21 protein-coding genes and 1 riboswitch are annotated in these 22,472 nt (G+C 49.2%); of the genes, 11 read left to right on the top strand and 10 right to left on the bottom strand.

The features are described from left to right. The first annotated feature begins 12 nt into the window (after nucleotides 1–12). The 3 genes from thiL to B2X65_RS05220 are packed head-to-tail and all read left to right on the top strand — an operon-like array spanning nucleotide 13 to nucleotide 4,625. A complete protein-coding gene (gene thiL, locus B2X65_RS05230) occupies nucleotides 13–996 on the top strand; it encodes a thiamine-phosphate kinase (protein ID WP_290611104.1) in 984 nt (327 codons plus the stop codon). Then, nucleotides 993–1,472: a phosphatidylglycerophosphatase A family protein gene (locus B2X65_RS05225; RefSeq protein ID WP_290611103.1), complete on the top strand. Its 480-nt coding sequence runs from the start codon at nucleotides 993–995 to the stop codon at nucleotides 1,470–1,472. Before thiL ends, B2X65_RS05225 begins: the two co-directional genes overlap by 4 nt. A gap of 30 nt (nucleotides 1,473–1,502) precedes the next feature. Beyond that, nucleotides 1,503–4,625: a ligand-binding sensor domain-containing protein gene (locus tag B2X65_RS05220; protein ID WP_290611102.1), complete on the top strand. Its 3,123-nt coding sequence runs from the start codon at nucleotides 1,503–1,505 to the stop codon at nucleotides 4,623–4,625. 21 nt (nucleotides 4,626–4,646) lie between these two features. On the opposite strand, the gene dxs is transcribed toward B2X65_RS05220, so the two are convergent. Genes dxs through B2X65_RS05205 form a run of 3 tightly spaced genes read right to left on the bottom strand, consistent with a single transcriptional unit; the run spans nucleotide 4,647 to nucleotide 7,658 of the window. Beyond that, nucleotides 4,647–6,512 (bottom strand): 1-deoxy-D-xylulose-5-phosphate synthase, encoded by a 1,866-nt coding sequence (gene dxs, locus B2X65_RS05215; RefSeq protein ID WP_290611101.1) that lies wholly within the window; start codon nucleotides 6,510–6,512, stop codon nucleotides 4,647–4,649. Nucleotides 6,513–6,526: 14 nt separating this feature from the next. Continuing rightward, nucleotides 6,527–7,411: a (2E,6E)-farnesyl diphosphate synthase gene (gene ispA / locus B2X65_RS05210; protein WP_290611099.1), complete on the bottom strand. Its 885-nt coding sequence runs from the start codon at nucleotides 7,409–7,411 to the stop codon at nucleotides 6,527–6,529. A gap of 1 nt (nucleotide 7,412) precedes the next feature. Continuing rightward, nucleotides 7,413–7,658, bottom strand: a complete 246-nt coding sequence (locus B2X65_RS05205; protein WP_290611098.1) for an exodeoxyribonuclease VII small subunit — start codon at nucleotides 7,656–7,658, stop codon at nucleotides 7,413–7,415. Between the two features lie 196 nt (nucleotides 7,659–7,854). On the opposite strand from B2X65_RS05205, the gene pomA reads away from it, so the two are divergent. From pomA to thiI, 3 genes are all read left to right on the top strand, one after another. Next, complete coding sequence (gene pomA / locus B2X65_RS05200) at nucleotides 7,855–8,628, top strand: flagellar motor protein PomA (protein ID WP_290611097.1); 774 nt, start codon at nucleotides 7,855–7,857, stop codon at nucleotides 8,626–8,628. Beyond that, a complete protein-coding gene (locus tag B2X65_RS05195; protein WP_290611096.1) occupies nucleotides 8,625–9,578 on the top strand; it encodes a flagellar motor protein MotB in 954 nt (317 codons plus the stop codon). Before pomA ends, B2X65_RS05195 begins: the two co-directional genes overlap by 4 nt. 129 nt (nucleotides 9,579–9,707) lie before the next feature. After that, on the top strand, nucleotides 9,708–11,171 hold the full coding sequence (thiI, locus tag B2X65_RS05190) for a tRNA uracil 4-sulfurtransferase ThiI (protein ID WP_290611095.1): 1,464 nt from the start codon (nucleotides 9,708–9,710) through the stop codon (nucleotides 11,169–11,171). On the opposite strand, the gene B2X65_RS05185 is transcribed toward thiI, so the two are convergent. After that, nucleotides 11,164–12,081, bottom strand: a complete 918-nt coding sequence (locus B2X65_RS05185) for a ketopantoate reductase family protein (protein WP_290611094.1) — start codon at nucleotides 12,079–12,081, stop codon at nucleotides 11,164–11,166. The two genes, thiI and B2X65_RS05185, sit on opposite strands and share 8 nt — an antisense overlap. Then, nucleotides 12,048–12,404, bottom strand: coding sequence for a VanZ family protein (locus tag B2X65_RS05180; protein WP_290611093.1), 357 nt, complete (start codon nucleotides 12,402–12,404; stop codon nucleotides 12,048–12,050). Before B2X65_RS05180 ends, B2X65_RS05185 begins: the two co-directional genes overlap by 34 nt. Before the next feature lie 94 nt (nucleotides 12,405–12,498). On the opposite strand from B2X65_RS05180, the gene B2X65_RS05175 reads away from it, so the two are divergent. Further along, nucleotides 12,499–12,981 (top strand): YajQ family cyclic di-GMP-binding protein, encoded by a 483-nt coding sequence (locus B2X65_RS05175; protein ID WP_290611092.1) that lies wholly within the window; start codon nucleotides 12,499–12,501, stop codon nucleotides 12,979–12,981. A gap of 79 nt (nucleotides 12,982–13,060) precedes the next feature. Next, a riboswitch (cobalamin riboswitch) is annotated at nucleotides 13,061–13,247 on the top strand. Nucleotides 13,248–13,284: 37 nt separating this feature from the next. After that, nucleotides 13,285–15,114 (top strand): TonB-dependent receptor domain-containing protein, encoded by a 1,830-nt coding sequence (locus tag B2X65_RS05170; protein ID WP_290611091.1) that lies wholly within the window; start codon nucleotides 13,285–13,287, stop codon nucleotides 15,112–15,114. Here B2X65_RS05170 and B2X65_RS05165 read toward each other — a convergent pair whose 3' ends face one another. Beyond that, on the bottom strand, nucleotides 15,115–15,921 hold the full coding sequence (locus tag B2X65_RS05165; protein ID WP_290611090.1) for an alpha/beta fold hydrolase: 807 nt from the start codon (nucleotides 15,919–15,921) through the stop codon (nucleotides 15,115–15,117). It abuts the gene before it with no gap. Nucleotides 15,922–16,066: 145 nt separating this feature from the next. Here B2X65_RS05165 and gdhA point away from each other — a divergent pair, with 145 nt between their 5' ends. Further along, nucleotides 16,067–17,419, top strand: coding sequence for an NADP-specific glutamate dehydrogenase (gene gdhA / locus B2X65_RS05160; RefSeq protein WP_290611089.1), 1,353 nt, complete (start codon nucleotides 16,067–16,069; stop codon nucleotides 17,417–17,419). A 20-nt stretch (nucleotides 17,420–17,439) separates the two neighbouring features. Here the strand turns inward: gdhA and B2X65_RS05155 are convergent, their stop codons facing one another. The 4 genes from B2X65_RS05155 to ettA all read right to left on the bottom strand — a co-directional run bounded on the left by B2X65_RS05155 (nucleotide 17,440) and on the right by ettA (nucleotide 21,135). Then, complete coding sequence (locus tag B2X65_RS05155) at nucleotides 17,440–18,087, bottom strand: energy-coupling factor ABC transporter permease (protein WP_290611088.1); 648 nt, start codon at nucleotides 18,085–18,087, stop codon at nucleotides 17,440–17,442. Nucleotides 18,088–18,168: 81 nt separating this feature from the next. Further along, the gene (locus B2X65_RS05150; protein ID WP_290611087.1) at nucleotides 18,169–18,543 is read right to left on the bottom strand and encodes a DUF6746 family protein; all 375 of its coding nucleotides are present in this window, start codon (nucleotides 18,541–18,543) and stop codon (nucleotides 18,169–18,171) included. A gap of 136 nt (nucleotides 18,544–18,679) precedes the next feature. After that, complete coding sequence (locus tag B2X65_RS05145) at nucleotides 18,680–19,363, bottom strand: thiol:disulfide interchange protein DsbA/DsbL (RefSeq protein WP_290611086.1); 684 nt, start codon at nucleotides 19,361–19,363, stop codon at nucleotides 18,680–18,682. Nucleotides 19,364–19,473: 110 nt separating this feature from the next. After that, nucleotides 19,474–21,135 (bottom strand): energy-dependent translational throttle protein EttA, encoded by a 1,662-nt coding sequence (gene ettA / locus B2X65_RS05140; protein WP_290611085.1) that lies wholly within the window; start codon nucleotides 21,133–21,135, stop codon nucleotides 19,474–19,476. 157 nt (nucleotides 21,136–21,292) lie between these two features. On the opposite strand from ettA, the gene B2X65_RS05135 reads away from it, so the two are divergent. Then, nucleotides 21,293–21,646, top strand: a complete 354-nt coding sequence (locus B2X65_RS05135) for a DUF2750 domain-containing protein (RefSeq protein ID WP_290611084.1) — start codon at nucleotides 21,293–21,295, stop codon at nucleotides 21,644–21,646. A 124-nt stretch (nucleotides 21,647–21,770) separates the two neighbouring features. Continuing rightward, nucleotides 21,771–22,415: a GTP cyclohydrolase I FolE gene (folE, locus tag B2X65_RS05130; protein WP_290611083.1), complete on the top strand. Its 645-nt coding sequence runs from the start codon at nucleotides 21,771–21,773 to the stop codon at nucleotides 22,413–22,415. The last annotated feature ends 57 nt before the right edge of the window (nucleotides 22,416–22,472 follow it).

Raw genomic sequence — 22,472 nt, 5'->3', positions numbered from 1 at the left:
GAGAGCCGGCATTTGTCGGCTTTTTTACTTACTATGGGTGAATTCGAACTTATTGCCAGCTTCTTTGCTGACGCTGGTATCGCGCGTCAGGACGTGTTGGTGGGCGTCGGTGATGATGGCGCTGTGCTGCAAATGCGCGACGGTTATGATCTGGTTGTCACAACCGATACGATGGTCAGTGGCACCCATTTTTTCCCGGATGTTGATCCCAGGGCACTTGGCCACAAGCTGGTCACGGTAAACGTCAGTGACTTAGCAGCAATGGGGGCTGAGCCAGCCTGGTTATCTCTGGCATTGACGCTACCCAAAGTTGATGAAGCCTGGTTGCGCCAGTTTGCGGCAGGTTTGGCAGAAACCGCTGATTATTATAATTGTCGTCTGATAGGTGGTGACACAACGCGTGGTCCGTTAAGCCTGACCATGATAGCAAAGGGCCAGGTACCACGTGGCCGGGCGATTACCCGCAGTGGTGCGAAAGTGGGCGATTACATTTACGTGACGGGTACCCTGGGCGATGCGGCGCTGGGTTTAAAAGTGTGTCAGGGCCATGCTCAGGCAAGTAAGAAACATCAGGCGCATTTGTTACAACGTTTTCATTTTCCCTCCGCCCGTGTTGCGCTGGGCCAGGCACTGCGAAACATTGCCAGTAGCGCAATGGATCTTTCTGACGGCTTATGTGGTGATTTGCCCCATATATTACGCCGCTCTGCTGTAGGTGCTTATATCGACGTGAATAAACTTCCACTGTCTCAGGCACTAAAAGACAGTTGCGATCACGCTACCGCACTGAACATGGCATTATCCGGTGGTGAAGATTACGAACTGTTGTTTACGGTACCAGAGAGCAAACGCGGCAGCCTGGATGTATTACTTTCGCCCTATGGTGTACCTGTCAGTTGTATAGGCCGGATTACCGGTGTTGCCGGAAAACTGGAATTAAAAGCCGGCGAGCAACCATTTGATTACCAGCATCAGGGGTTTGTCCATTTCCCATGAATAATAATAAATTTCAATTAGGTCGCTGGCAGCATTTGCTGGCATTAGGGTTTGGCGCAGGTCTTGCGCCCCGCGCGCCGGGAACCTTTGGTACTTTGGTTGCCATTCCATTTATCATTGCGTTCGCCGCTTTGGGTACCGTTTGGTATCTGGCATTTCTGCTGCTGGGGACACTACTGGGTATCTATATTTGTGGTAAAACAGCAAAAGATGTCGGTGAACACGATCATGGCGCTATTGTCTGGGACGAAGTTATCGGCTTTGCACTAACCATGCTATTGGTACCGCTGAGTGTGCAAAGTTTATTGGTTGGTTTTTTATTATTCCGCCTATTTGATATTGTAAAGCCGTGGCCAATAGGTTGGTTTGACCTGCGGGTGCACGGTGGCCTGGGAATTATGCTGGACGATATACTGGCAGCTGTGCCTGCCTGGCTGATACTGCAATTGCTTTTTTATTATCAGCTGCTGAGTTAGCGGTAAAAGACCACAGTGCGGGGCAAGGGAATGAATAAACTGATAATACCAGGATTAATGCTGCTCACTGTGGCTAACCTCGCGTTTGCTGAGCAAACTGGTTCTACTGGCAACAACGCAACAAATCACACGCCGAACATAGCAATGCAGTCAGAGCAGGATAAACAAGGCGTACCATCAGTTTACGATTTTGATATCCGGCACTGGACCAGTAACGACGGCCTCTCCAGTAATTCTGTGCGGGCCGTGACTCAGGACGAATTGGGTTATCTTTGGCTTGGGACCTTGTATGGCCTTAACCGCTTCGACGGCTTGCAGTTTGAACATTTTACCAGTGATAACACCCGGCATCTGGCCAGTAATACCATTACCCGCTTACTTATGGACAACACCGGCTATATCTGGGTTGGCACCAAAGCCGGGCTGTCGGGGCTTGATCCAACAACGTTAAAATTTGAACGTTATCCGATTGTGGCAGAGGTCACGGCTATTATCAGCATCGCCGATGATGAAGTCTGGGTGGCAGCAGATAATTTATTTCGAATTAAAGCAGGTAAAATCAGCAGAATTGAAGCGGTACGCAGTCAGGTGCATCAGCTCGAAAAAGCGCCTGAAGGTATCTGGGTAAGCACTGCCGAACATCTTTATCAATTGAGCCCCGATGGTAGCCAGCAGCGGCACGCCTACCCGTTACCTTTAGAGCTCGCCCAGACACCGGTTTATGATTTGACCGTGACCGAGCAGGGTTTACATCTGGCCAGCGAAAGTGGTTTTTATCATTTATCGCCAGAAGGCGAAATTCTTAAGTGTCAGCTACCTGATGGTGAGCACAGCGCTGTTTACCGGCTGTTCAAAGACAGTCAGCAAGGAAGCTGGATTTCAACCTATCGCAAGCTTTTTTACCGGCAACATCGGCAAGAATGGCAAACGGTTACTACGGCTGAACTTGGCACTACACCCTGGTTCAGTGACGTATTTGAAGATAAACAGCAAAATATCTGGCTGGCCAGTTACAGCGATGGAATTTACCGCGCCGCTGCCGGGCACGTTAGACGATTAGTTGATGGTCTGGCAGATCCGGTAGTACGCAGTGTTGGCTTAACACCTGATGATGAGCTTATTATTGCCAGTCAGTCAGCGCTGCAAACTCTGAATAAGTCAGGTGAATTTACCACCTTGCTTGGTGCTGAGATTATGGGCAGTCAAACCATACACGATTTCTTCTGGCCCGAATCACAATTGCTTTGGTTTGGAGCAGATAGTGGTTTGCTGCAATATAATCTGAAAACCCGGGAACTCAGTGTCCCTTTCCCGAGTTTGCAGGGCAATACGATTAAAGTGGTACAGCCTGCTGTTGACGGCGGGGTATGGCTCGGTGGCGTGCGGGGACTCTACTACTCCTCAGATAAACAGTTAACTCTGTCACCGTTAAATGAGCAATTTGAATCGCGTAATATCACCGCGTTGCAGCACAAAACAGATCAATTATTTGTCGGTACCACAAGAGGGTTATATCAGTATCAGCAAGACAAACTTCAACGGCTGGGCGTAGGCAACGCACTGTACAACAGTTATATATTGGCACTGCTGCATTTACCCGATGGCAGCTTGCTGGTCAGCACCATTGATGATGGAATTTTTATCCGGCGGCCAGAGCAGCAATGGCTGCAGCTTCACACCGGCAACGGCATGCCACATGGCCCAGCGGTTAGCTTCAGTTATGATGAGGTCGATCAACAGGTATGGGTAAGCAGCCATAAAGGTATATACCGGCTGGCACTGGCGACATTGCCAGAGAGTAGTAATCAGCCTTTTATTATTGATGAGGTGCTGACTCCTTTTGACCGGCAGTTAGGCAGTGGCCCAAATCGCTGCTGTAATGGGGCGGGGCACGCTAAAATAGTGCAGTGGCAGGACGAGTATTGGTTTCCGACGCTTAAAGGGTTGATAGCAGTACAGGCAAATTTAAAGCAAACGTCAGAGCAGCCGTTAAAGCCGCAGATAAAACAGGTTACCACCAGTCAGCAATATCAACTGACCCAGGGGCAGCAACAGCTCGTGCTGGAAATGGATGAGCGCAATGTCAGGTTGCATTATTCTGCGTTGGAGTACATTAAACCTGACGCGTTGCAATTTCGCTATCGTCTGGAGGGTTTTGACAGCCACTGGCACGAAGTAAGCCAGCGTCGAGAGGCCGTATATACTAACTTACCTCCGGGTGATTTCATTTTCCGGCTCCAGGTACGACAGGCCGGCCACAGCTGGCAATCTGCCTCCGAGACCAGTTTGGAATTGATCGTGCCGGAGCGTTTTGATGAAACGCTGCTGTATCGCTCATTGTGGTTGCTATTATTGTTGTGTTGTCTGTATGGCGTATTATGGCTGGTCAGGCGAAATACATTGCACAAACAATTGGAACTGGAGCGATTGGTCAGGCAGCGCACCCAGGAGTTAGAAAATAGTAATGTGCGGTTAAATGAGCTGAATGAGCAACTTGGGCAGTTGACCCATAAAGATAACCTGACGGGGTTGCGTAACCGGCGCTTTATGTTCGAACAATTACCAAAAGATATTGAACACTTCCAGCGTAACCGGGAATTAATGCAGGATCAGGGTAAGTGCCTGGCGCTATTGCATGTTGATTTAGATAACTTTAAACAAATTAATGATCAGTATGGTAACAGTGCTGGTGATAGCCTTATTCAGCAGGTTAGTGGCCTGTTGATCCGGGAAACACGCGGCTCTGATTATGTCGTGCGTTTCAGCGGCGCTGCGTTTGTACTGGTGTTGCGTGATATTCAGGCAGATTTGGTTCGCCAGTTTAGTTACCGGCTCAACGAGCAAGTTGCGAAAGCGGCATTTAACTTACCTGACGGTCAAACTGTCAGACTAACCTGTTCTATCGGTTATGCCCACTATCCGCTGCCGTTACTGGGTGGGCAGTTAATTAACTGGGAAGTGTCGCTGCAACTGGCCGAACTGGCGCTTTACCATGTTAAGCATCATGGCAAAAATGCCGTAGCCACCCTGGAATTTGATAGCCAACTGGATGCATTCGAATTTGAAGACTCTGCCCATATTGAAGCACAAATTGAAAAACTGCTGGCAGAGGGACTGGTGTGGTTTGAACAGGGAGATAGCCAGGCACTTTAAGATGCCTGGCTAATGCCGGTTTTATGCTGATAAAAACGCGTTTATTTGTCTGCTGATACCCTCGCTGTCTAAACCCAGCTCGGCATAGATTTCCTGCTGACTGCCATGTTTTACAAATTGATCAGGCAGTCCAAGGTTAAGCACGCTCACGTTGCAGCCATGGCGCAACAATACATCGTTAACAGCAGAACCTGCGCCACCAATAAGCGCGTTATCCTCTACTGTGACAAAATGGCTGTGACGGCTAACCAGTTGCAGCAACAGGGCTTCGTCTAACGGTTTAATAAAGCGCATATCTACCAGAGTGGCATTCAGATCTGCAGCAATGGCTTGGCATTGTTGCAGTAATGGTCCAAACGCCAGAATGGCCAGTTTTTCACCCTCTCTGACAACACGGGCTTTGCCGTGCGCCAGTAACTGCATATTTTGCTCTGCTGCAACGCCTGAACCAATTCCGCGTGGATAGCGCACTGCAGCAGGCCCCGGGTGCTGATAACCGGTATAAAGCATTTGACGGCATTCATTTTCATCCGAAGGCACCATCAAAAGCATGTTAGGAATACAGCGTATAAAGCTGATATCAAACGCGCCCTGATGAGTAGGGCCATCAGCGCCGACAATACCGGCCCGATCAATTGCGAACAAGACATCAAGATTTTGCAGGGCTACATCATGAATGAGCTGATCATAACCGCGCTGCAGAAAACTGGAGTAGATGGCCACGACCGGTTTTAATCCTTCAATCGCCATACCTGCAGCCAGCGTAACTGCGTGTTGTTCCGCAATGGCAACATCAAAATAACGTGTCGCAAAACGTTTAGAGAACTGCACCATATCAGAGCCTTCACGCATGGCGGGAGTAATGCCCTGCAAGCGTTCGTCCTGAGCTGCCATATCACAGAGCCAGCTACCAAAAATATTGGAAAAGGTTGGCTTACCGGGTTTTTTTATCGGTTGGCTACTGGCTTCAGGATCAAATTTCGCGACAGCATGGTAGCCAATAGGATCGGCTTCAGCCGGAGCATAGCCCTTACCTTTTTTGGTGACGATATGCAGTAGCTGCGGGCCTTTCAGATTTCGCATATTGCGAATCGTATCGGCCAGGGTAATCACGTCATGGCCATCAATTGGGCCGATATAGTTAAAGCCCAGTTCTTCAAAAAAGGTACCCGGCGTTACCATGCCTTTAAAATGCTCCTCTGCCCGGCTGGCCAGTTCATGCAGCGGTGGCACGCCCTGTAAAATCTTTTTACCACCCTCACGCAGGCTGGTGTAGAAGCTACCAGATAAAATCCGGGCAAAATATTGGTTTAACGCACCGACATTTTCTGAAATCGACATTTCATTGTCATTCAGAATAACCAGCATATCGGGTCGAACCTCACCGGCATGGTTAAGCGCTTCAAACGCCATACCTGCGGTAATCGCGCCATCGCCAATTACCGCTACGATTTTGCGTTTTGACTTAGCCTGCCTGGCGGCAATGGCCATACCTAATGCGGCGCTAATCGACGTGCTGGAATGGCCTACGGTCAGGGTGTCATATTCACTTTCCTGGCGGCAGGGAAAAGGATGCAAGCCGTCTTTCTGACGAATACTATGCATTTTATCACGCCGACCGGTTAAAATTTTGTGCGGGTAGGCCTGATGACCGACATCCCAGATTAGCCGGTCAAAAGGCGTGTTGTATACGTAATGCAGTGCAACGGTCAGCTCTACCGTACCCAGGCCCGAGGCAAAATGGCCACTGCTCTGGCTGACGGTTTTTAACAAAAAACGCCGCAACTCAGCACTCAGAGCCGGCAGCTTATCCTGTGGTAATTTACGCAGTTGCTCTGGCACATCGGCTTTAGCTAACAGCGGGAAATCGGTCATATCTAATGCCATCTTCAATGCCTTTATTAAAACTTGCGGGCAATAATGTAATGCGCGAAGGCTTGCAACTCAGCGGTATTGTAGGGCAGTCTGGCCAGTGCGGCCAATGCTTCCTGATACAAATGATGCGCTTTATTCTTGGCTTCCTGCAGCCCTAACAGTGCCGGATAAGTCAGCTTATTTGCTTTGCTATCAGAACCCTGTGGCTTACCCAGTACTAAGGTATCGCTCTCAATATCAAGGATATCGTCCTGAACCTGAAACGCCAGACCCAGCGCACTGGCAAAAGCAGTTAATGCCTCAAGTGTAGCAGGGCAATCCAGTTCACTGCTGTAATAGGCCAGTTGTACGGCACACTCTATTAAGGCACCTGTTTTCAAACGGTGCATTTGCTCCAAAGTGGCTAAACCGGTGTGTTGATTGGTTTGCGCCAAATCAATCGCCTGTCCTGCACACATCCCTGCTACGCCACTGGCTTTTGCCAACAGCGCGACGCGCTTTAATCTGCGCTGGATGCTTAACTCACCCTCAGCACTGGCGAGAATGTCAAAGGCCAATGCCTGCAGCGCATCGCCAGCCAGAATAGCAGTGGCTTCATCAAATGCTTTATGGCACGTTGGCTTGCCGCGACGCAGATCATCGTTATCCATTGCCGGTAAGTCATCGTGAATGAGCGAATAACTGTGCAGGCATTCGATGGCACAGGCTGCGCTGTCCAGTGTATCCAGTGACACGCCGAGCATGCTGCCACAGCTATACACTAAATAAGGCCGGATCCGCTTGCCGCCATTAGTCAGGCTGTACTGCATTGCATCGTGTAAGCGGCCGGCAATCTGAGGTTGAGCAGCCATAGTAAGTTGTAATTGTTGCTCAATGCGATATTGATACAATGTCAGGCTATCAGGTACCAAGCTACTCTCCAGGCGGTGGTGTGAACGCTTGCAGACTCTCCTGCTGTTGCTGTTGCAACAGCAACTGGACTTTCTGCTCCGCACTTTGAAGTTGTTGCTGGCTTTGCTTAACCAGGCTGATACCGCGTTCAAACTGGCTTAGTGAGGCATCAAGTGACAAGTCGCCTTGCTCAAGTTGCTGCACTATACCTTCAAGTTCGGCCATCGCCTGCTCAAACTGGCTCAGGTCGGCTTTCTTTTTACTCATGACGATCCCCAAAAAAACTGTGCGCAACGTTACCTTAGCAGGCTATTATGGTCAATCATAACCCATAAGTGAAAGCCTAAATTGCGTCTTTTAAGTAATTGCGCACTTAATATTTACGAAGCTTTGTCGATAACCGACTATAAGCTAATATAAAATAATCAAAATTGCCGTTTGGGCGTGTGTTGAGGAGTAAAGAGTGGATATAGCAACCCTGGTTGGGATGATTGGCGCTATTGGTTTTGTTGTTATGGCGATGATTATCGGTAGTAGTGGCGACCCGGCTATGTTCGCTGATTTGGTGTCAGTACTGATTGTGGTCGGTGGCTCAATTTTTGTGGTTATTGCCAAATTTACCATGGGCCAGTTTTTAGGTGCCGGTAAGGCGGCTGCAAAAGCGTTTATGTTTAAAATAGAAGCACCTGAAGAGCTGATCGAAAAAGCAGTGCAGTTAGGAGACTCTGCGCGGAAGGGGGGCTTTTTAGCTTTGGAAGAAGCTGAAATACCCAACGCCTTTATGCAAAAAGGGGTTAACATGCTGGTGGATGGCCATGACGCCGATGTGGTCCGGGCAACGTTGTTAAAAGATATCAGCCTGACCGAGAAGCGCCATGAGACAGCGATCGCGATATTCCGCAGTCTGGGCGACGTTGCGCCGGCAATGGGTATGATTGGTACCTTGATTGGTCTGGTGGCAATGCTGTCGAACATGGATGATCCTAAGGCTATCGGTCCGGCCATGGCAGTAGCATTGTTAACCACGCTGTATGGTGCATTTATCGCCAACGTTATTGCTATTCCGCTGGCGGATAAGCTGGCCATCCGTAATCAGCAGGAAAAGCAAAATAATCAGCTGATCCTCGATGCGATTCTGGGTATTCAGGATGGTCAGAACCCGAAAGTGATTGAAGGTATACTGCGCAATTACCTGGCACAGGGTAAGCGCGAGGTTGCTGTCGGAGAGCCGGCATGAATAACGAGGAAGAACAGGAGTGTAAATGCCCACCCCCTGGGCTACCTCAATATATGGGAACTTTCGCCGATTTAATGGCCTTGTTAATGTGTTTCTTCGTGCTGCTGTTGGCATTCTCTGAAATGGATGTGTTGAAGTTTAAACAAATTGCCGGCTCGATGAAGTTTGCTTTTGGGGTGCAAAATAAGATTGAAGTAGAGGACATTCCCAAAGGTACCAGTGTCATTGCTATGGAGTTCAGACCCGGCAGACCTGATCCGACACCGATTGAAACCTTGCAACAGCAAACCATGGAAATTACCCAGCAGGTCATTGAGTTTCAGGCGGGTGAGGAAGATTCTGCTGGCGGGCGCCAGGAACAACGTGATGATATGACGGGCGGCCAGTCGGCAGCAAACGCTGAAGAAATGGCCGATGCTGAAGCGGCGGCAGAAGCAGCCGCGGAAGAAATGCAGCAACAAACCAATGAAATGGTGAAAAAGCTGGCGGAACAACTGGAGCAGCAAATTGTAGACGGCGCCGTTGAACTGGAGTCATTGGGCCAGCAAATTATTATCCGGATCCGTGAGAATGGCTCGTTCCCCTCTGGCTCTTCATTTTTACAACCGCGTTTCAGGCCGATTATTCAGCAAATTGGCACCTTGCTAAATGATGTGCCTGGTGAAATTACGGTTAGCGGTCATACAGATGATATTCAGGTGTCTGACGAGCTGCACAGCAACAACTGGGAACTCTCTGCAAAGCGGGCGGTATCAGTGGCAACCGAGCTGATCCGCGCGCCAGAGTTTGACCGGCAACGTGTGGTGGTTATGGGGCATGCTGACACCCGACCGTTGGTTGAAAACGACTCTGAGTTAAACCGCAGACGCAACCGTCGGGTAGAAATATCCATTTTGCAGGGTAAGGCCAAAGAGTCTGATCCCATCAGCTTTGAGCCGCAGGCTAATTAGCCTGGCGGCATTCTGCCGTAACGAGAAAACATTAAAGCCAGCAATCGTCTTCACGCCCTAGGTGTTCTGCTGGCTTTACGCTATAATCCGCGCCACTTTTTAACGCCGTAACCGCCATGTTTGAATGTTATGCTTGAATTCATTATTAAATTACACCCTGAAATTGCCATTAAAAGCAGGTCGGTGCGTAAGCGCCAGACGAAGTTACTTGAACGCAATCTGAAAACTATCCTGACGCAGGTAGATCCCGGCGTTATCGTGACTAACCTGTTTGATCATCTGATCGTCAGTTGCCCTAATACGTCACCACGCATTCGTACTAAGCTGATTGAGCGCTTAACGTGTATACCGGGCATCGTCACGTTCTCTGAGATGCGTACCGCATCCTTTACTGATTTACATGATATTTTTCTGCAGGTGTTGGCGGTATATCAGTCACAGCTATCAGGTAAAACGTTCTGTGTCCGGGTGCGACGTCAGGGCAAGCACAGTTTTAGCTCTATTGAAGCAGAGCGTTATATCGGTGGCGGGCTAAATCAGCAGGTGGTGTCGGCAAAAGTCCAGTTAAAACAACCTGATATTACTATTAAGCTGGAAATTAAACAGGACAAGTTGCTGCTGCTTAGTGAAAGTTTTCGCGGTATGGGCGGGTTTCCGCTGCCCTCTCAATCCGATGTACTATCGCTACTCTCCGGTGGTTACGATTCGGCCGTAGCCAGTTACCTGATGATCCGAAAAGGCCTGCGTACCCACTACTTATTTTTTAACCTGGGCGGAGCAGCCCACGAAGCCGGTGTGCGGGAGGTCGCGAATTTTTTATGGCAAAAGTTCAGCTTGTCGCATCGGGTAAAGTTTGTCAGTGTTGATTTTGCGCCCGTGGTTAATAACATTCTGGAGCACGTTGATAACGGTGTTATGGGCGTTATTTTAAAACGGATGATGTTAAGAGCCGCCAGCGCCGTAGCGCGGGATTTGGGCATTAATGCGCTGGTTACCGGAGAAAGTATCGGTCAGGTATCCAGTCAGACGATCGCCAATCTGGCGGTTATTGACAAAGTGGTTCCGGATTTAGTGCTACGACCACTTATTTACCATGATAAACAGGATATTATTGATATTGCCCGTCAAATCGGGGTGGACGAGTTGTCAAAAAGCATACCGGAGTATTGCGGTGTTATTTCAAACAAGCCCACCGTTAATGCTGTGCAGTCAGACATTGAGCAAAATGAAGCCCGCGTAGATATGACGCTGCTGGATCAGATGGTTAAGGCGGCAAAAATTCTGGATATCCGTACCATTGATTATCAGGCAGAGCAGGAGGCACACGTGGTGTGCGAGCTTAGTGAACTGGCTGACAACGCGGTTATACTTGATATTCGCAGCCCGGAAGAAACAGAGCTGGCACCGCTTAATGATCTGGGTATACCTGTTGTCGAACTGCCTTTTTTCAGACTGGCCAGTCAGTTTGTAAACCTTGACTCAGGTCGCCATTATTATTGCTACTGCGCTCAAGGCGTGATGAGCAGGTTGCAAGCGGTGTTGCTGCATGAGCAGGGCCATCGCAATGTGTCTGTTTACCGGCCGGTCAGCTAGTCGCTGTTTTTGCCAGAACCCGGTCCAGCATCTGCTGATTGACCGGCACCGACAGTTGCAGCTGCGCTGCTTGCTGACAAATGTAACCACAAATAGCGGCAATCTCAGTCTGTCTGCCGGCTTGCATATCCTGTTGCATTGATGAAAAGTTGCCGGACGTTGCCGTTATTACCTGATAAACCCTTTGCACCGTAGCAGTAGGTTCCATCGGATAACCCAGTGCGTTGGCGACCAGGCATACCTCTGTGGTAAGTGCGCTGATCTGAGACTGATATCGCGGGTGCGCTAACTGACCGTTCTGACAATTCTCTAGTGCGGTCAGTGGGTTAATTGCTACGTTTATCGCAAGCTTTTGCCATAGCATGGGATAAATATCCGGCACTACCGTAACGGGTCCTAACGCGGCGTTCATTGCCGCGATGACTTGACTGTCATTGCCATCAGAAGCCGTCAGTTTTGCCAGATAACTTAGCCCCTCACCACTATGAACAACATGATCTGCTGCGGGTTTATAGGCCGCCTGACTGGTTGATAAAAACCACAACCCCTGCGCAGGGCGTAACCGGGCCAGCAAGGGTGCAATAGGTATCATGCCATTATGGCTTATTACCAGCTGGGCATTGGGGCTAAGATAGGGCAGCAACTGCGCTACCGCGTTGAGGACATCATAGGCTTTTACCGGCACAAGCAGGCGTGCAATAGCCTGATCCTTTGGCTGAGGCAGCAGTATTTGTTGCTGGTATTGCTGCGTTAGATCGGTGAATTGCAGTGGAATGGCATCAGGTTGTTTTAACCACAGGGTAGCAGTATAACCCGCCTGTTGCAGCCGCGCGCCCGCAAGCAGGCCAATGGCGCCACGGCCAACAATACACCAGCTTAGCGCTGACTGCGGGGACGAAATTGGTGCCATAGTGCCCGGGCCAGATAAAAAGTAACGATACCCGCAACATCGGCCAGCCAGTCTAACCAGTCACCGGTGCGGCGGGTAAAATAGTGTTGCGCTAACTCTACGCCGCCGCCGTAAATGCCCAGCAGCAAAAAAGCCGGAATGACGGTGAGTTTAAAGCCTTTCCAGAGTAACGCAGTTAACAGGATAAAAATGCCGAAGTGAGCGACCTTGTCTACATGCGCGAAACCTCCGGCTATCCGGTGACCACTTAGCTCAGCCAGAAAACCAGCGGTAGCCAGCACAAAACATAATACACATATCCAGCGATAAAAAATCTGCGGCACAGCGAGCCCTCTGTCAGAAACTGCGCTCGGATTGTAGCAGTTTTCTGGTTATAATCACCAGCAGACAGAATGGCTTATGCTAAGGAGAATTTTAATGCCCTCATTTGATATCGTATCGGAAGTGGACCAGCAAGAAGTACTGAATGCTGTAGAAAATGCAAACCGTGAATTGACTACCCGCTTTGACTTTCGCGGGGTGCAAGCAGAATTCATCCTGAAAGAAAAGGTTATTACCATGAAGGCTGAAGCGGAATTTCAGCTGCAACAAATGCTGGAAATCTTTTTAGCAAAAGCGGTAAAACGTGGGCTGGATGTTCGCTCTTTTAAAGAAGGCGACGTGGTGCACTCTGGTAAAACCTATAGCTTGGCCGTCAGCTTATTGCAAGGCATAGAGCAGGATATGGCAAAAAAGCTGGTTAAGCTTATTAAAGATAATAAGCTTAAAGTTCAGGCTGCTATTCAGGGAGATCAGGTCAGAGTTACCGGTAAAAAACGCGATGACTTGCAAGAAGCCATGGCGTTGGTGCGCGGTAGTGAGCTGGAACAAGCTTTTCAGTTCACTAATTTTCGGGACTAATAACCTAACTGGTTATTTTAGACATCCAGGCATCTATTGACATTTTCTGGTGCACGGTTACACTGCTCGCGGCCTTAAATAAGGCCGCTTTTTTTCAGGTGCTGCAGCACGCTGCAGTTAAACGGGAATCTGGTTAAAGCCAGAGCTGCCCCCGCAACGGTAAACAACCATCAGAACTTTAAAAACCACTGTCATTTGATGGGAAGGTAAAGTTTTGGCGCAAGCAGGTTGTAAGCCCGGAGACCGGCCTGAAAAGTCCACTAACTAACGTAGATGTGCGGTGGGCACATTCTAGGAGCTTTGATGTTTAAACCTGCTTTTGCAGCCTTGCTGGTTGCATCCTGCTGTCCGGTTACTGCCAGTACCCTTGTTACCGATAGCCTGAACGACACTTCTGTTGCAAATAATAACCCTGATGGGGATATTGAGCGTATCAGTATCTACGCTAATCGCGCGGCAACGTTGCAGCAAGACGTGCTGGCCAGCGTTACGGTGCTGGAGCGGGAGGATATAGTCGCGCGTCAGACCAATGATTTACCCGAGTTATTGGCGCAGTTGCCCGGGATTAACTTAAGCCGGGATGGTGGCCGTGGTCAGAACAGCAGTATTTACGTGCGCGGCGGCAATACCGGTCATACCCTGGTGCTGGTCGATGGGGTGCGCAGTGGCTCTGCGACCTTAGGATATAAAGCCTTATCGATGGTGCCGCTGGAGTTGATTGAACGCATTGAAGTTATCCGCGGGCCGCGGGCAGCCTGGTATGGTTCTGATGCACTAGCCGGGGTTATTGCTATTACCACCCGACGTAGCAGCGCATTAGAATTACATGGCCGGGTTGGTAGTTATGGCCAGGGCGGCGCTGATATCAGCGTTAGCCAGCAACGTGAGCGGCTAACGCTGCGGGCGAGTACCGGTTTCAGCCAGGCGGATGGTTTTAATGCGCAGCCAGCATTGGATCCAGACAGCGATGGTTATCAGCAACAGTATCTGAAAGTAGCTGCTGACTACCGTTCACCGTTTGGGCTGTGGACAGCTCAGGCTGACGTGAATTCCGGTTTTAATCAGTTTGATACCAGTTTTGGCAGCGAAGATGAAACTGACACCCTTAACCGCGCCTATCTGCTTGGCTGGCAGCAGCGGCTAAGTCGCTGGCAACATCAGGCTCAGCTTAGCCGTAATCTGGATAGCGATACTACTTTTGGTCCTGTTTCGCGCAGCCCATTTGTCACTGAGCGCGATGAGTTCAGCTATCAGGCAGCGTCAGAGCTGGCTGCAGGCTGGCAATTTGTTGGCGGCGTTAACTGGTATCAGGAGCAGGTGGCAAAATCTGCTACGGCTTACGAGCAAACCAGCAGAACTAATCGTGCAATATTCGCCGGCATTAATTATCAGTTAAACAGGCTACAGCTGGAATCGGTAGCACGCTATGATGAGATTAATCAGTATGGTGCTCAGACCACCTGGCAACTGGCTGCAGGGTATCAATTAACCGACCGTTGGCAATTGCGGGCCAGTCGTGGCACTGCCTTTAAAGTACCGTCGTTTAATCAGTTGTACTTTCCTGGGTTTGCTAACCCGGATCTTAAACCTGAGCGCTCGATATCCGATGAAATTGCCCTTAACTATCTGACACGTAGTTTAACGCTGCAGCTTGCCTGGTTTGATCGCGAGGTTACCAACCTTATTCAGGGAGTTGAGCTGGCTGAGAACGTGGTGTTGGCAACGGTCAGTGGAATTGAATTCAGCTTGCTCCAAACCTGGCAGCAATGGGCCAGTAATTTCAGCTATAGCTGGCTGGATACCGAGAATCGTAGCAATGGCCTTAAATTGGAGCGCCGGCCTGAAAATACCATTAACTGGCGGGGCAGTTACATCGCTGACAATTGGTCTGCATTTATTACGGCAGACTATCAAAGTGCGACCTACCAGGGCGCCGATTGGTTTACCGGCGACGCTTTCCCTGATGCGCCGGCCCATACGGTGTGGGGGCTGGGGCTGAGTTACGCTATGACACCAGCGCTAACAATAAGGGCCAGGCTGGCGAACCTGACTGATAAAAATTATTACACCAGCCGGGGCTATGCTACCGCCGGTGCTAATTTTGGTCTGTCAGTCAGTTACATTCTGCAGTGATCAGAGCCAGGCTTTAATCAGCCTGGCAACCTCGCTGGCGGCTGTCATATGACAATGATGGCCGCCGGTTATTTGCTTTACCGTCAAGCGCTCATACCAGCTTTGTAGCTCTGCCAGTTTACTGTTAAAAGGACCATCACTGGCTAAAATAGCCAGTACCGGCGCCTGAACTTCCAGGCAAAGCGCCTTGGCCTGAGCGTCAGTCAACCGATGTACCGAGCGATAACGTAAACGATAGTCATTGTCCCAGCTAACACCCTGTTGATTGGTCACCGTGCCACGTTCAGCCAGTAGCAACGCTTCCTGTAAGCTAAAATCACTTTGCCGGAGCCGTGCCTCTGCAGCAGCGGTAAGGCTCTGGTAATAGGGTTTTCGTGCTGGCGGCCCTTTTAACCGCGACACAATACCCTGACGCAATTGCTCACAGGTATCGTTAGGCTCAGCGGTAACAAAGCCCAGGCTATCTATCAGTACCAATCTGGCCACCAGCTCCGGGAAAGCCGCAGCCAGCGCAGTGGCCACCATCCCCCCCATGGAATGGCCAACCACAGTCAGCTGTTGCCAGCCTTGTTGCTGACAGAGGGCAACCACATCTTCTACCCAGTCAAAAAAATAATAATGGGCGTCATTGCTTCGGTTAGCCGACAGACCATGGCCCGGAAAGTCGAGCGCCAGTAAAGGTAGTGAAGCAAGTTCACTGGCCAGAGGCCGGAAACTGGCGGCATTATCCAACCAGCCATGCAGGCAGAGTATCGGTGGTTGTGACGCGCTAAATGTCGGCCGGTTAGCCAGAGCTGCCAGTTGCATGCTATTTTTATAGCCAGCTAACCTAAAATATAAAGAGTGATCCATAACAGGTGTTTATTGCGTTAGTTTGTTCACTATTAGTGAAATTAGCAGTATTGCTGACAGGCTATACCAGCGAACTGCTTTACACAACAAAGGTTTAAATATGCCCTATACCCACAATACTATTGTTAAATTACAGAAGAGCAGCCCGGCACAAACCGAGTTTTATCAGGCCGTTGAAGAAGTCCTCGATTCATTGGGGCCGGTACTGGATGAAGAAAGCCGCTTTTGTCAGCATGCCATTATCGAACGCATGGTAGAGCCGGAGCGACAAATTATGTTCCGGGTAGCATGGGTTGATGACCAGGGCAAAGTGCAGGTTAATAAAGGATACCGGGTAGAATTTAACTCTGCGCTTGGGCCTTACAAAGGCGGGATCCGCTTCCATCCCAGTGTTAATGCCAGCATTATGAAGTTTCTGGGGTTTGAGCAAGTATTAAAAAATGCACTGACCGGTCTGCCACTGGGTGGTGGTAAAGGCGGTGCCAATTTTGACCCTAAGGGTAAGTCAAACGGCGAGATAATGCGATTCTGCCAGGCATTTATTAACGAGCTGTATCGGCATATAGGCCCCAGAACAGATGTCCCGGCCGGTGACATTGGGGTGGGAACCCGTGAAATTGGCTATATGTTTGGTCAGTATAAAAAGTTAACCAACAATTTTGATGGTGTGTTTACCGGCAAAGATCTGCTTTGGGGCGGTTCTCTGGCGCGCAAGGAGGCGACGGGTTATGGTTGTGTTTATTTCGCCGAACATATGCTTGAAGGCAATAAAGACACCCTGGAAGGTAAAGAATGTCTGGTTTCAGGCTCTGGCAACGTCGCCATTCATACCATAGAAAAGTTACTGGCGCTGGGGGCCAAACCGGTGTCCTGCACTGACTCTCAGGGCACGATTTATCAGAAGAGTGGAATTGATATTAGTTGCTTGAAGCAGATAAAAGAGGTTGAGAACGGCAGGCTCAGTGATTATGCAAAACGTCAGTCAGATGCAAAATACATTAGTCGCGACAACTATCCTGAAGATGGTCATGCCGTGTGGCGTCTGCAGGGGCAAGTTGCCTTCCCGTGTGCGACCCAGAATGAGTTAACTGCAGCTGATGCCCGCGCTCTGCTTGACAATGGCTGCATCGCCGTGTGCGAAGGTGCCAACATGCCCTGTACTTCCGACGCGGCTGACGTGCTGTTAAAAGCCAAAATTGCCTACGCTCCCGGAAAAGCGGCGAATGCAGGCGGGGTAGCAACCAGTCAGCTGGAAATGGCTCAGAATGCTAGTATGCAGCGCTGGACCTTCGATGAAGTTGATCAGAAATTGAAGGACATCATGCGGGGTATTTATCAGCGTACCAGAGACACCGCTATCGAGCTTGACCAGCCGACAAACTTTATTCTGGGCGCTAACGTTGCAGGGTTTCGTCGGGTAGCCGACGCCATGATCCAGCAGGGCGTGGTGTAGTCTTGTTTAGCGGTGTGTGATTAACGGTCTGGCGACAGGTACTCATTGTCATAAAAGGTTCTGAGCCAGTGGGGCCGGTATACGCTCATTAATGTAATGGCCATGCCGTTTAACAAGGCTTCGGCGAACCAGATAAGCAGTGCCAGTTGCAGATAATTCTGGTAAATGCTGTTCCAGCTGTAGTCGCTTTGCCAGTATACCCAGACTGAGGTAAGTAACATCTTAAAAGTAATGGTCAAGGCGGCGTTGGCGAACCCGGCAATAAAAATATAGATGAATAAGTGGCGCGGCAAATACTGATAAGACAGCACAAAAATTAAATAACTGAACAGGGCGGGAAGCAATACCGTCAACAATGCCATATTGCCGGCATCAGCCAGGGATATTTTCCCTATTGCAAGCAGAATGACAATAGCGACACTGCCAATCAGCCAGGCAATCCGCCAGCCATGGCATAGTACCAGAGTGGTGATCCCAAGCAGATGCAGCTCTAGGCCAGGTTGAATCCCGGCTTGGGCCAGCCACAGTAAAGCGACAATGATGGCGGAACTACACCACAAATGCTGATAGCCACTGTCATTTATCAGCCGGCTAATAACGTCACGTGGGAAAAAACGTAATAACAACCCCAACCACAACAGCCAGCTCGCCCCTTGCCAAAAGGTCATTAGTCACTCCGGATTACGTCATGTTCAGAACAGTATACCGGGCAGGTTCCTCTGGATCAGTACACCGTTTAAAAATCCGGGTTATTTGCTTAGGGTATTGGCAGTATCCAGATAGTGCTTGGCTTGTTGTTTCACTTTGCCAAAATCCATGCTCTCTGAACCGAGGTGAACATCTTCCAGCACATTTTTTAATTCCATCGTTTCACTGTGAATTTTATCTAATGCATTTTCAAGGGTATAAGTTAACTGATGTATTTCTACCATCTTTGCAGGAGTGAGTTCACCTTGCAGCAATTGCTGCAATTTCTGATTACCATCACGAAACAACGTCACAGCTTCAGATAGTGTGCCGACTTGCTGACCTTTAAAGTGATCCGGGCGCTGCTCGTCCGCCACGCTGCCAAAGGCAAAAGTGCATAGACATAACGTGGCGGAGATACGGATAACTGTTTTCATAAAACCTCACCTTTATAAATGATAATAATTATCAGTTACAATACCACAGCCGTTAACTGTTGCAACATGATTATTAGCATAATGCGATTCACTCTTTAGACGAGAATCTTGCCGGGTCATATCTGCCCGGCGGCTATTATTTTGTCCGCAGGTAGTCAATCAGCGCCAGATACGCATCCAGGCTATTGATATCCTCGTTTGGGGTGATTAAGTAGCGACCATTTACTACTAACGCCGGCACGCCGCGAATAGTATTGTCCTGCATCTCGCGCGCACTGCGGCGCATTTTTTCTACGACCTGTTCGCTGTTTTCCGCTATATCAAAAAATGCTTTCTGATCAACCTGATGTGTTGTTAAAAACTGTTGTAAATCTAAGGGGGTAAGCTGACGCTTTTCTTCATAAAGCTTAAATAACGGTGCCGTCAGGTGCTCTAGCCCCATTTGCTGCAGGCTGTAAAATATTCGGGCGTCGGTTTGCCACTGTGGTACGGCAGCGGCATGTTTGCGTACCAGGCTGAGTTCAGGGCGACGCAGCATAATAGCTTCCAGCACAGGTTCAAATTGCTGACAATGCTGGCAACCAAACCAGAAATACTCTACAAGAAAAGGCGGCTTGGCATTTTCAGCGTCAATATTTTCCACCAGTTTATAATGCACGTCTTGCTGAAACCGGACCGTGTCAGGGCTTATTTGCTGCGATTTATCGGCCCCGGCAGAGGTGTTTTCTGGTTTCGCAGGCTCAGAGCAGGCAAGCAGCAAACTTACACTGGCAACTGCCAGTAATTTTGCATAATGGGTTAAATAAATTTTAGTGCTCATAACATTCTATGGTATTGCCAATAAAGTGACGTTATAACAACAGGGCCGGTAAAGCTTGTCAACTGGCGATTAAAAAAGGCCGCGAAGGCGGCCTTGTCAGACGGGAAAGTTTAAATTTTCTTATATTTTATCCGGTGAGGCTCCAACGCAGCGGCACCATAAGTGGCTTTAAGCCACGCTTCGTAGTCGGAGTAGTTTCCTTCAAAGAAATTTACCTGGCCCTCATCGCGGTAGTCGAGAATATGGGTCGCTATGCGGTCAAGGAACCAGCGATCGTGCGAAATCACCATCGCACAGCCTGGGAAGTCCAGCAGAGCGTTTTCCAGTGCTCGCAACGTTTCCACGTCTAAATCGTTGGTCGGTTCATCCAGCAGCAACATATTGCCACCCGCTTTTAACAGTGCAGCTAAATGCACCCGGTTGCGCTCACCACCGGAAAGCTCGCCAATAAATTTCTGCTGGTCGTTGCCTTTAAAGTTAAAGCGACCGACATAGGCACGGCTGGGGATTTGGAAACTGCCAATTTGCAGCATGTCCTGGCCATTGGAAATTTCCTGCCAAACCGTGTTTTTCGAGTTCATGCTATCGCGAAACTGATCAACACTGGCCACCTGGACGGTATCACCAATCTCAATATTGCCGCTATCAGGCTTTTCGCTGCCAGTGATCATTTTAAATAACGTTGATTTACCGGCGCCGTTAGGGCCGATAATGCCGACAATCGCACCTTTTGGCACACTAAAACTCAGGTCGTTTATCAGCAAGCGATCGGCGAAAGATTTTCGCAGGTGGTTAACTTCCAGCACCTTATCACCGAGGCGCGGCCCTGGCGGAATAAACAGCTCATTAGTTTCGTTACGCTTCTGGAAGTCCTGGCTTTGCAACTCTTCAAACCGAGCCATCCGTGCCTTGCTTTTGGCATGACGGCCTTTGGGGTTAGTGCGTACCCACTCCAGTTCTTGCTTAATGGAACGCTGGCGGGCATTTTCAGTTTTCTCTTCCTGTTGTAAGCGGGCATCTTTTTGCTCCAGCCAGGAGGAGTAATTGCCTTCCCATGGAATACCATAGCCGCGGTCAAGTTCTAAAATCCAGCCGGCGACATTATCGAGGAAATAGCGGTCGTGGGTAATCGCGACCACGGTTCCCGGATAGTCATGTAAGAAGCGTTCTAACCAGGCGACTGACTCGGCATCCAGGTGGTTGGTTGGCTCGTCCAGTAGCAGCATATCCGGCCGTTCCAATAACAGCCGGCAAATGGCCACCCGACGGCGTTCGCCACCTGACAAATGGCCAATATTAGCGTCCCATGGCGGTAAACGCAGCGCATCGGCAGCCCGTTCCAGGGTGTTGTCCAGGTTATGACCATCTTTAGCCTGAATAAGTGCTTCCAATTCGCCTTGCTCGCGGGCAAGTGCATCAAAGTCAGCGTTCTCTTCAGCGTACGCGGCATAAACCTGATCCAGCCGGCCAAACGCTTCTTTTACATCGGCAACGGCTTCTTCAACAATTTCCCGCACGGTTTTACTGGTATCCAGCACCGGTTCTTGCGGTAAATAGCCAATTTTAGTACCAGCCAGTGGCCGGGCTTCACCTTCAAATTCGGTATCAACTCCAGCCATAATTCGCAGCAGGGTAGATTTACCCGAACCGTTTAAGCCCAACACGCCAATTTTAGCGCCGGGGAAAAACGAAAGTGAGATATCTTTTAAGATGGTTTTTTTCGGCGGGACAACTTTTGACACCCGATGCATTGAGTAAATATATTGCGCCATAGAGTTATTACAACCAGTTATTGATGATGGCGCAAATTGTACGTTATTTTAAGCCATCAGGGAAAGCCGCTGGCTGATACAACGATAATGATGGCTTTTTACCCGCTAAATCTGTTCTAATAGCAGCCATTATAAGCCACCAAAATGCGGGTATATTATGGCCGAGTTTGAACACGATCCGAGTTATCAAAAATTTGTTGAAGAAGCCAAAACCAATGGCATCGTCTGGACCCTGGCCGACGGCGAAGATTTGCTGGTCGTAGAGTCTGTAGAGTTTGAAGAAACCGATGTTATGCCATTTTGGTCAAATAAAGCTGACGCCCAGGCGCATTGTTCAGATGAGTGGGCAGGTTATAAACCAGAAGCCATTCCGCTGGATGTATTTTGCGATGGCTGGTTAAAAGAAATGTACGACGATGGTGTATTAATTGGCACTAACTGGGACGAGTCGTTAAACGGTCCGGAAGTTGAGCCTCGCGAACTGCTGGAGTCACTGGCCCGGGTGCAGTAATAGTCAATTTCGTCACAACAGTTGGGTATTTTTCGGGTATTTCGTAGAAAGTTGAGTTAATGACTAAACTAATGGTTTTGTTGTGCCGTAAAAGCATCACATAACGCTTAGTTGGATGTAAAGTATGTTGTCAGATGAAGCCGTATTAGTGCGCAGTGCGCTTGAAGCTCAGGGTTTAGAGACCCCAATGCTGGACAATGGCCTGTCCAGAGATGAAAAGTATCAAAAAATCTCTCAGTTAATGACAGAAGTGGTCAGTACGCTTGGTTTGGATTTAACCGATGACAGTTTAAGTGAAACGCCGCATCGTATTGCTAAAATGTATGTCGATGAGGTGTTTGGCGGTCTCAATTATAAAAACTTTCCAAAAATTGCCCTGATTGAAAACAAAATGCAGGTGCGGGAAATGGTAAAGGTAAAAGATATCAGCTTTACCAGCACATGCGAGCATCACTTTGTGACGATCGATGGCAGCGCTACTGTCGCCTATATTCCGCAAGGCAAAATAATCGGTTTATCTAAAATAAACCGCATTGTCCGGTTTTTTGCCCAGCGCCCGCAAGTGCAGGAGCGGCTTACCCAGCAAATTTTGCTGGCATTGCAAACCTTGCTGCAAACCAAAGATGTGGCGGTTACCATGGAAGCGGTGCATTATTGCGTTAAATCTCGGGGCGTAATGGACATGAATTCGAAAACCCAGACGACAGCACTTGGCGGCATTTTTAAAGACGATGGCCGCACCCGCGCTGAGTTTTTAGCGCGCTATTAATCACCGATAATTTAAAACAAAAAAGGTGCCTATGCATAATGCCGATCAGATAAGAAT

The organism is Arsukibacterium sp. UBA3155 (assembly GCA_002364615.1).
Taxonomy (GTDB): Bacteria; Pseudomonadota; Gammaproteobacteria; order Enterobacterales; family Alteromonadaceae; genus Alishewanella.
Note: the sequence above shows the minus strand (reverse complement) of the source record. Positions and strands in the feature narration are given on the sequence as shown.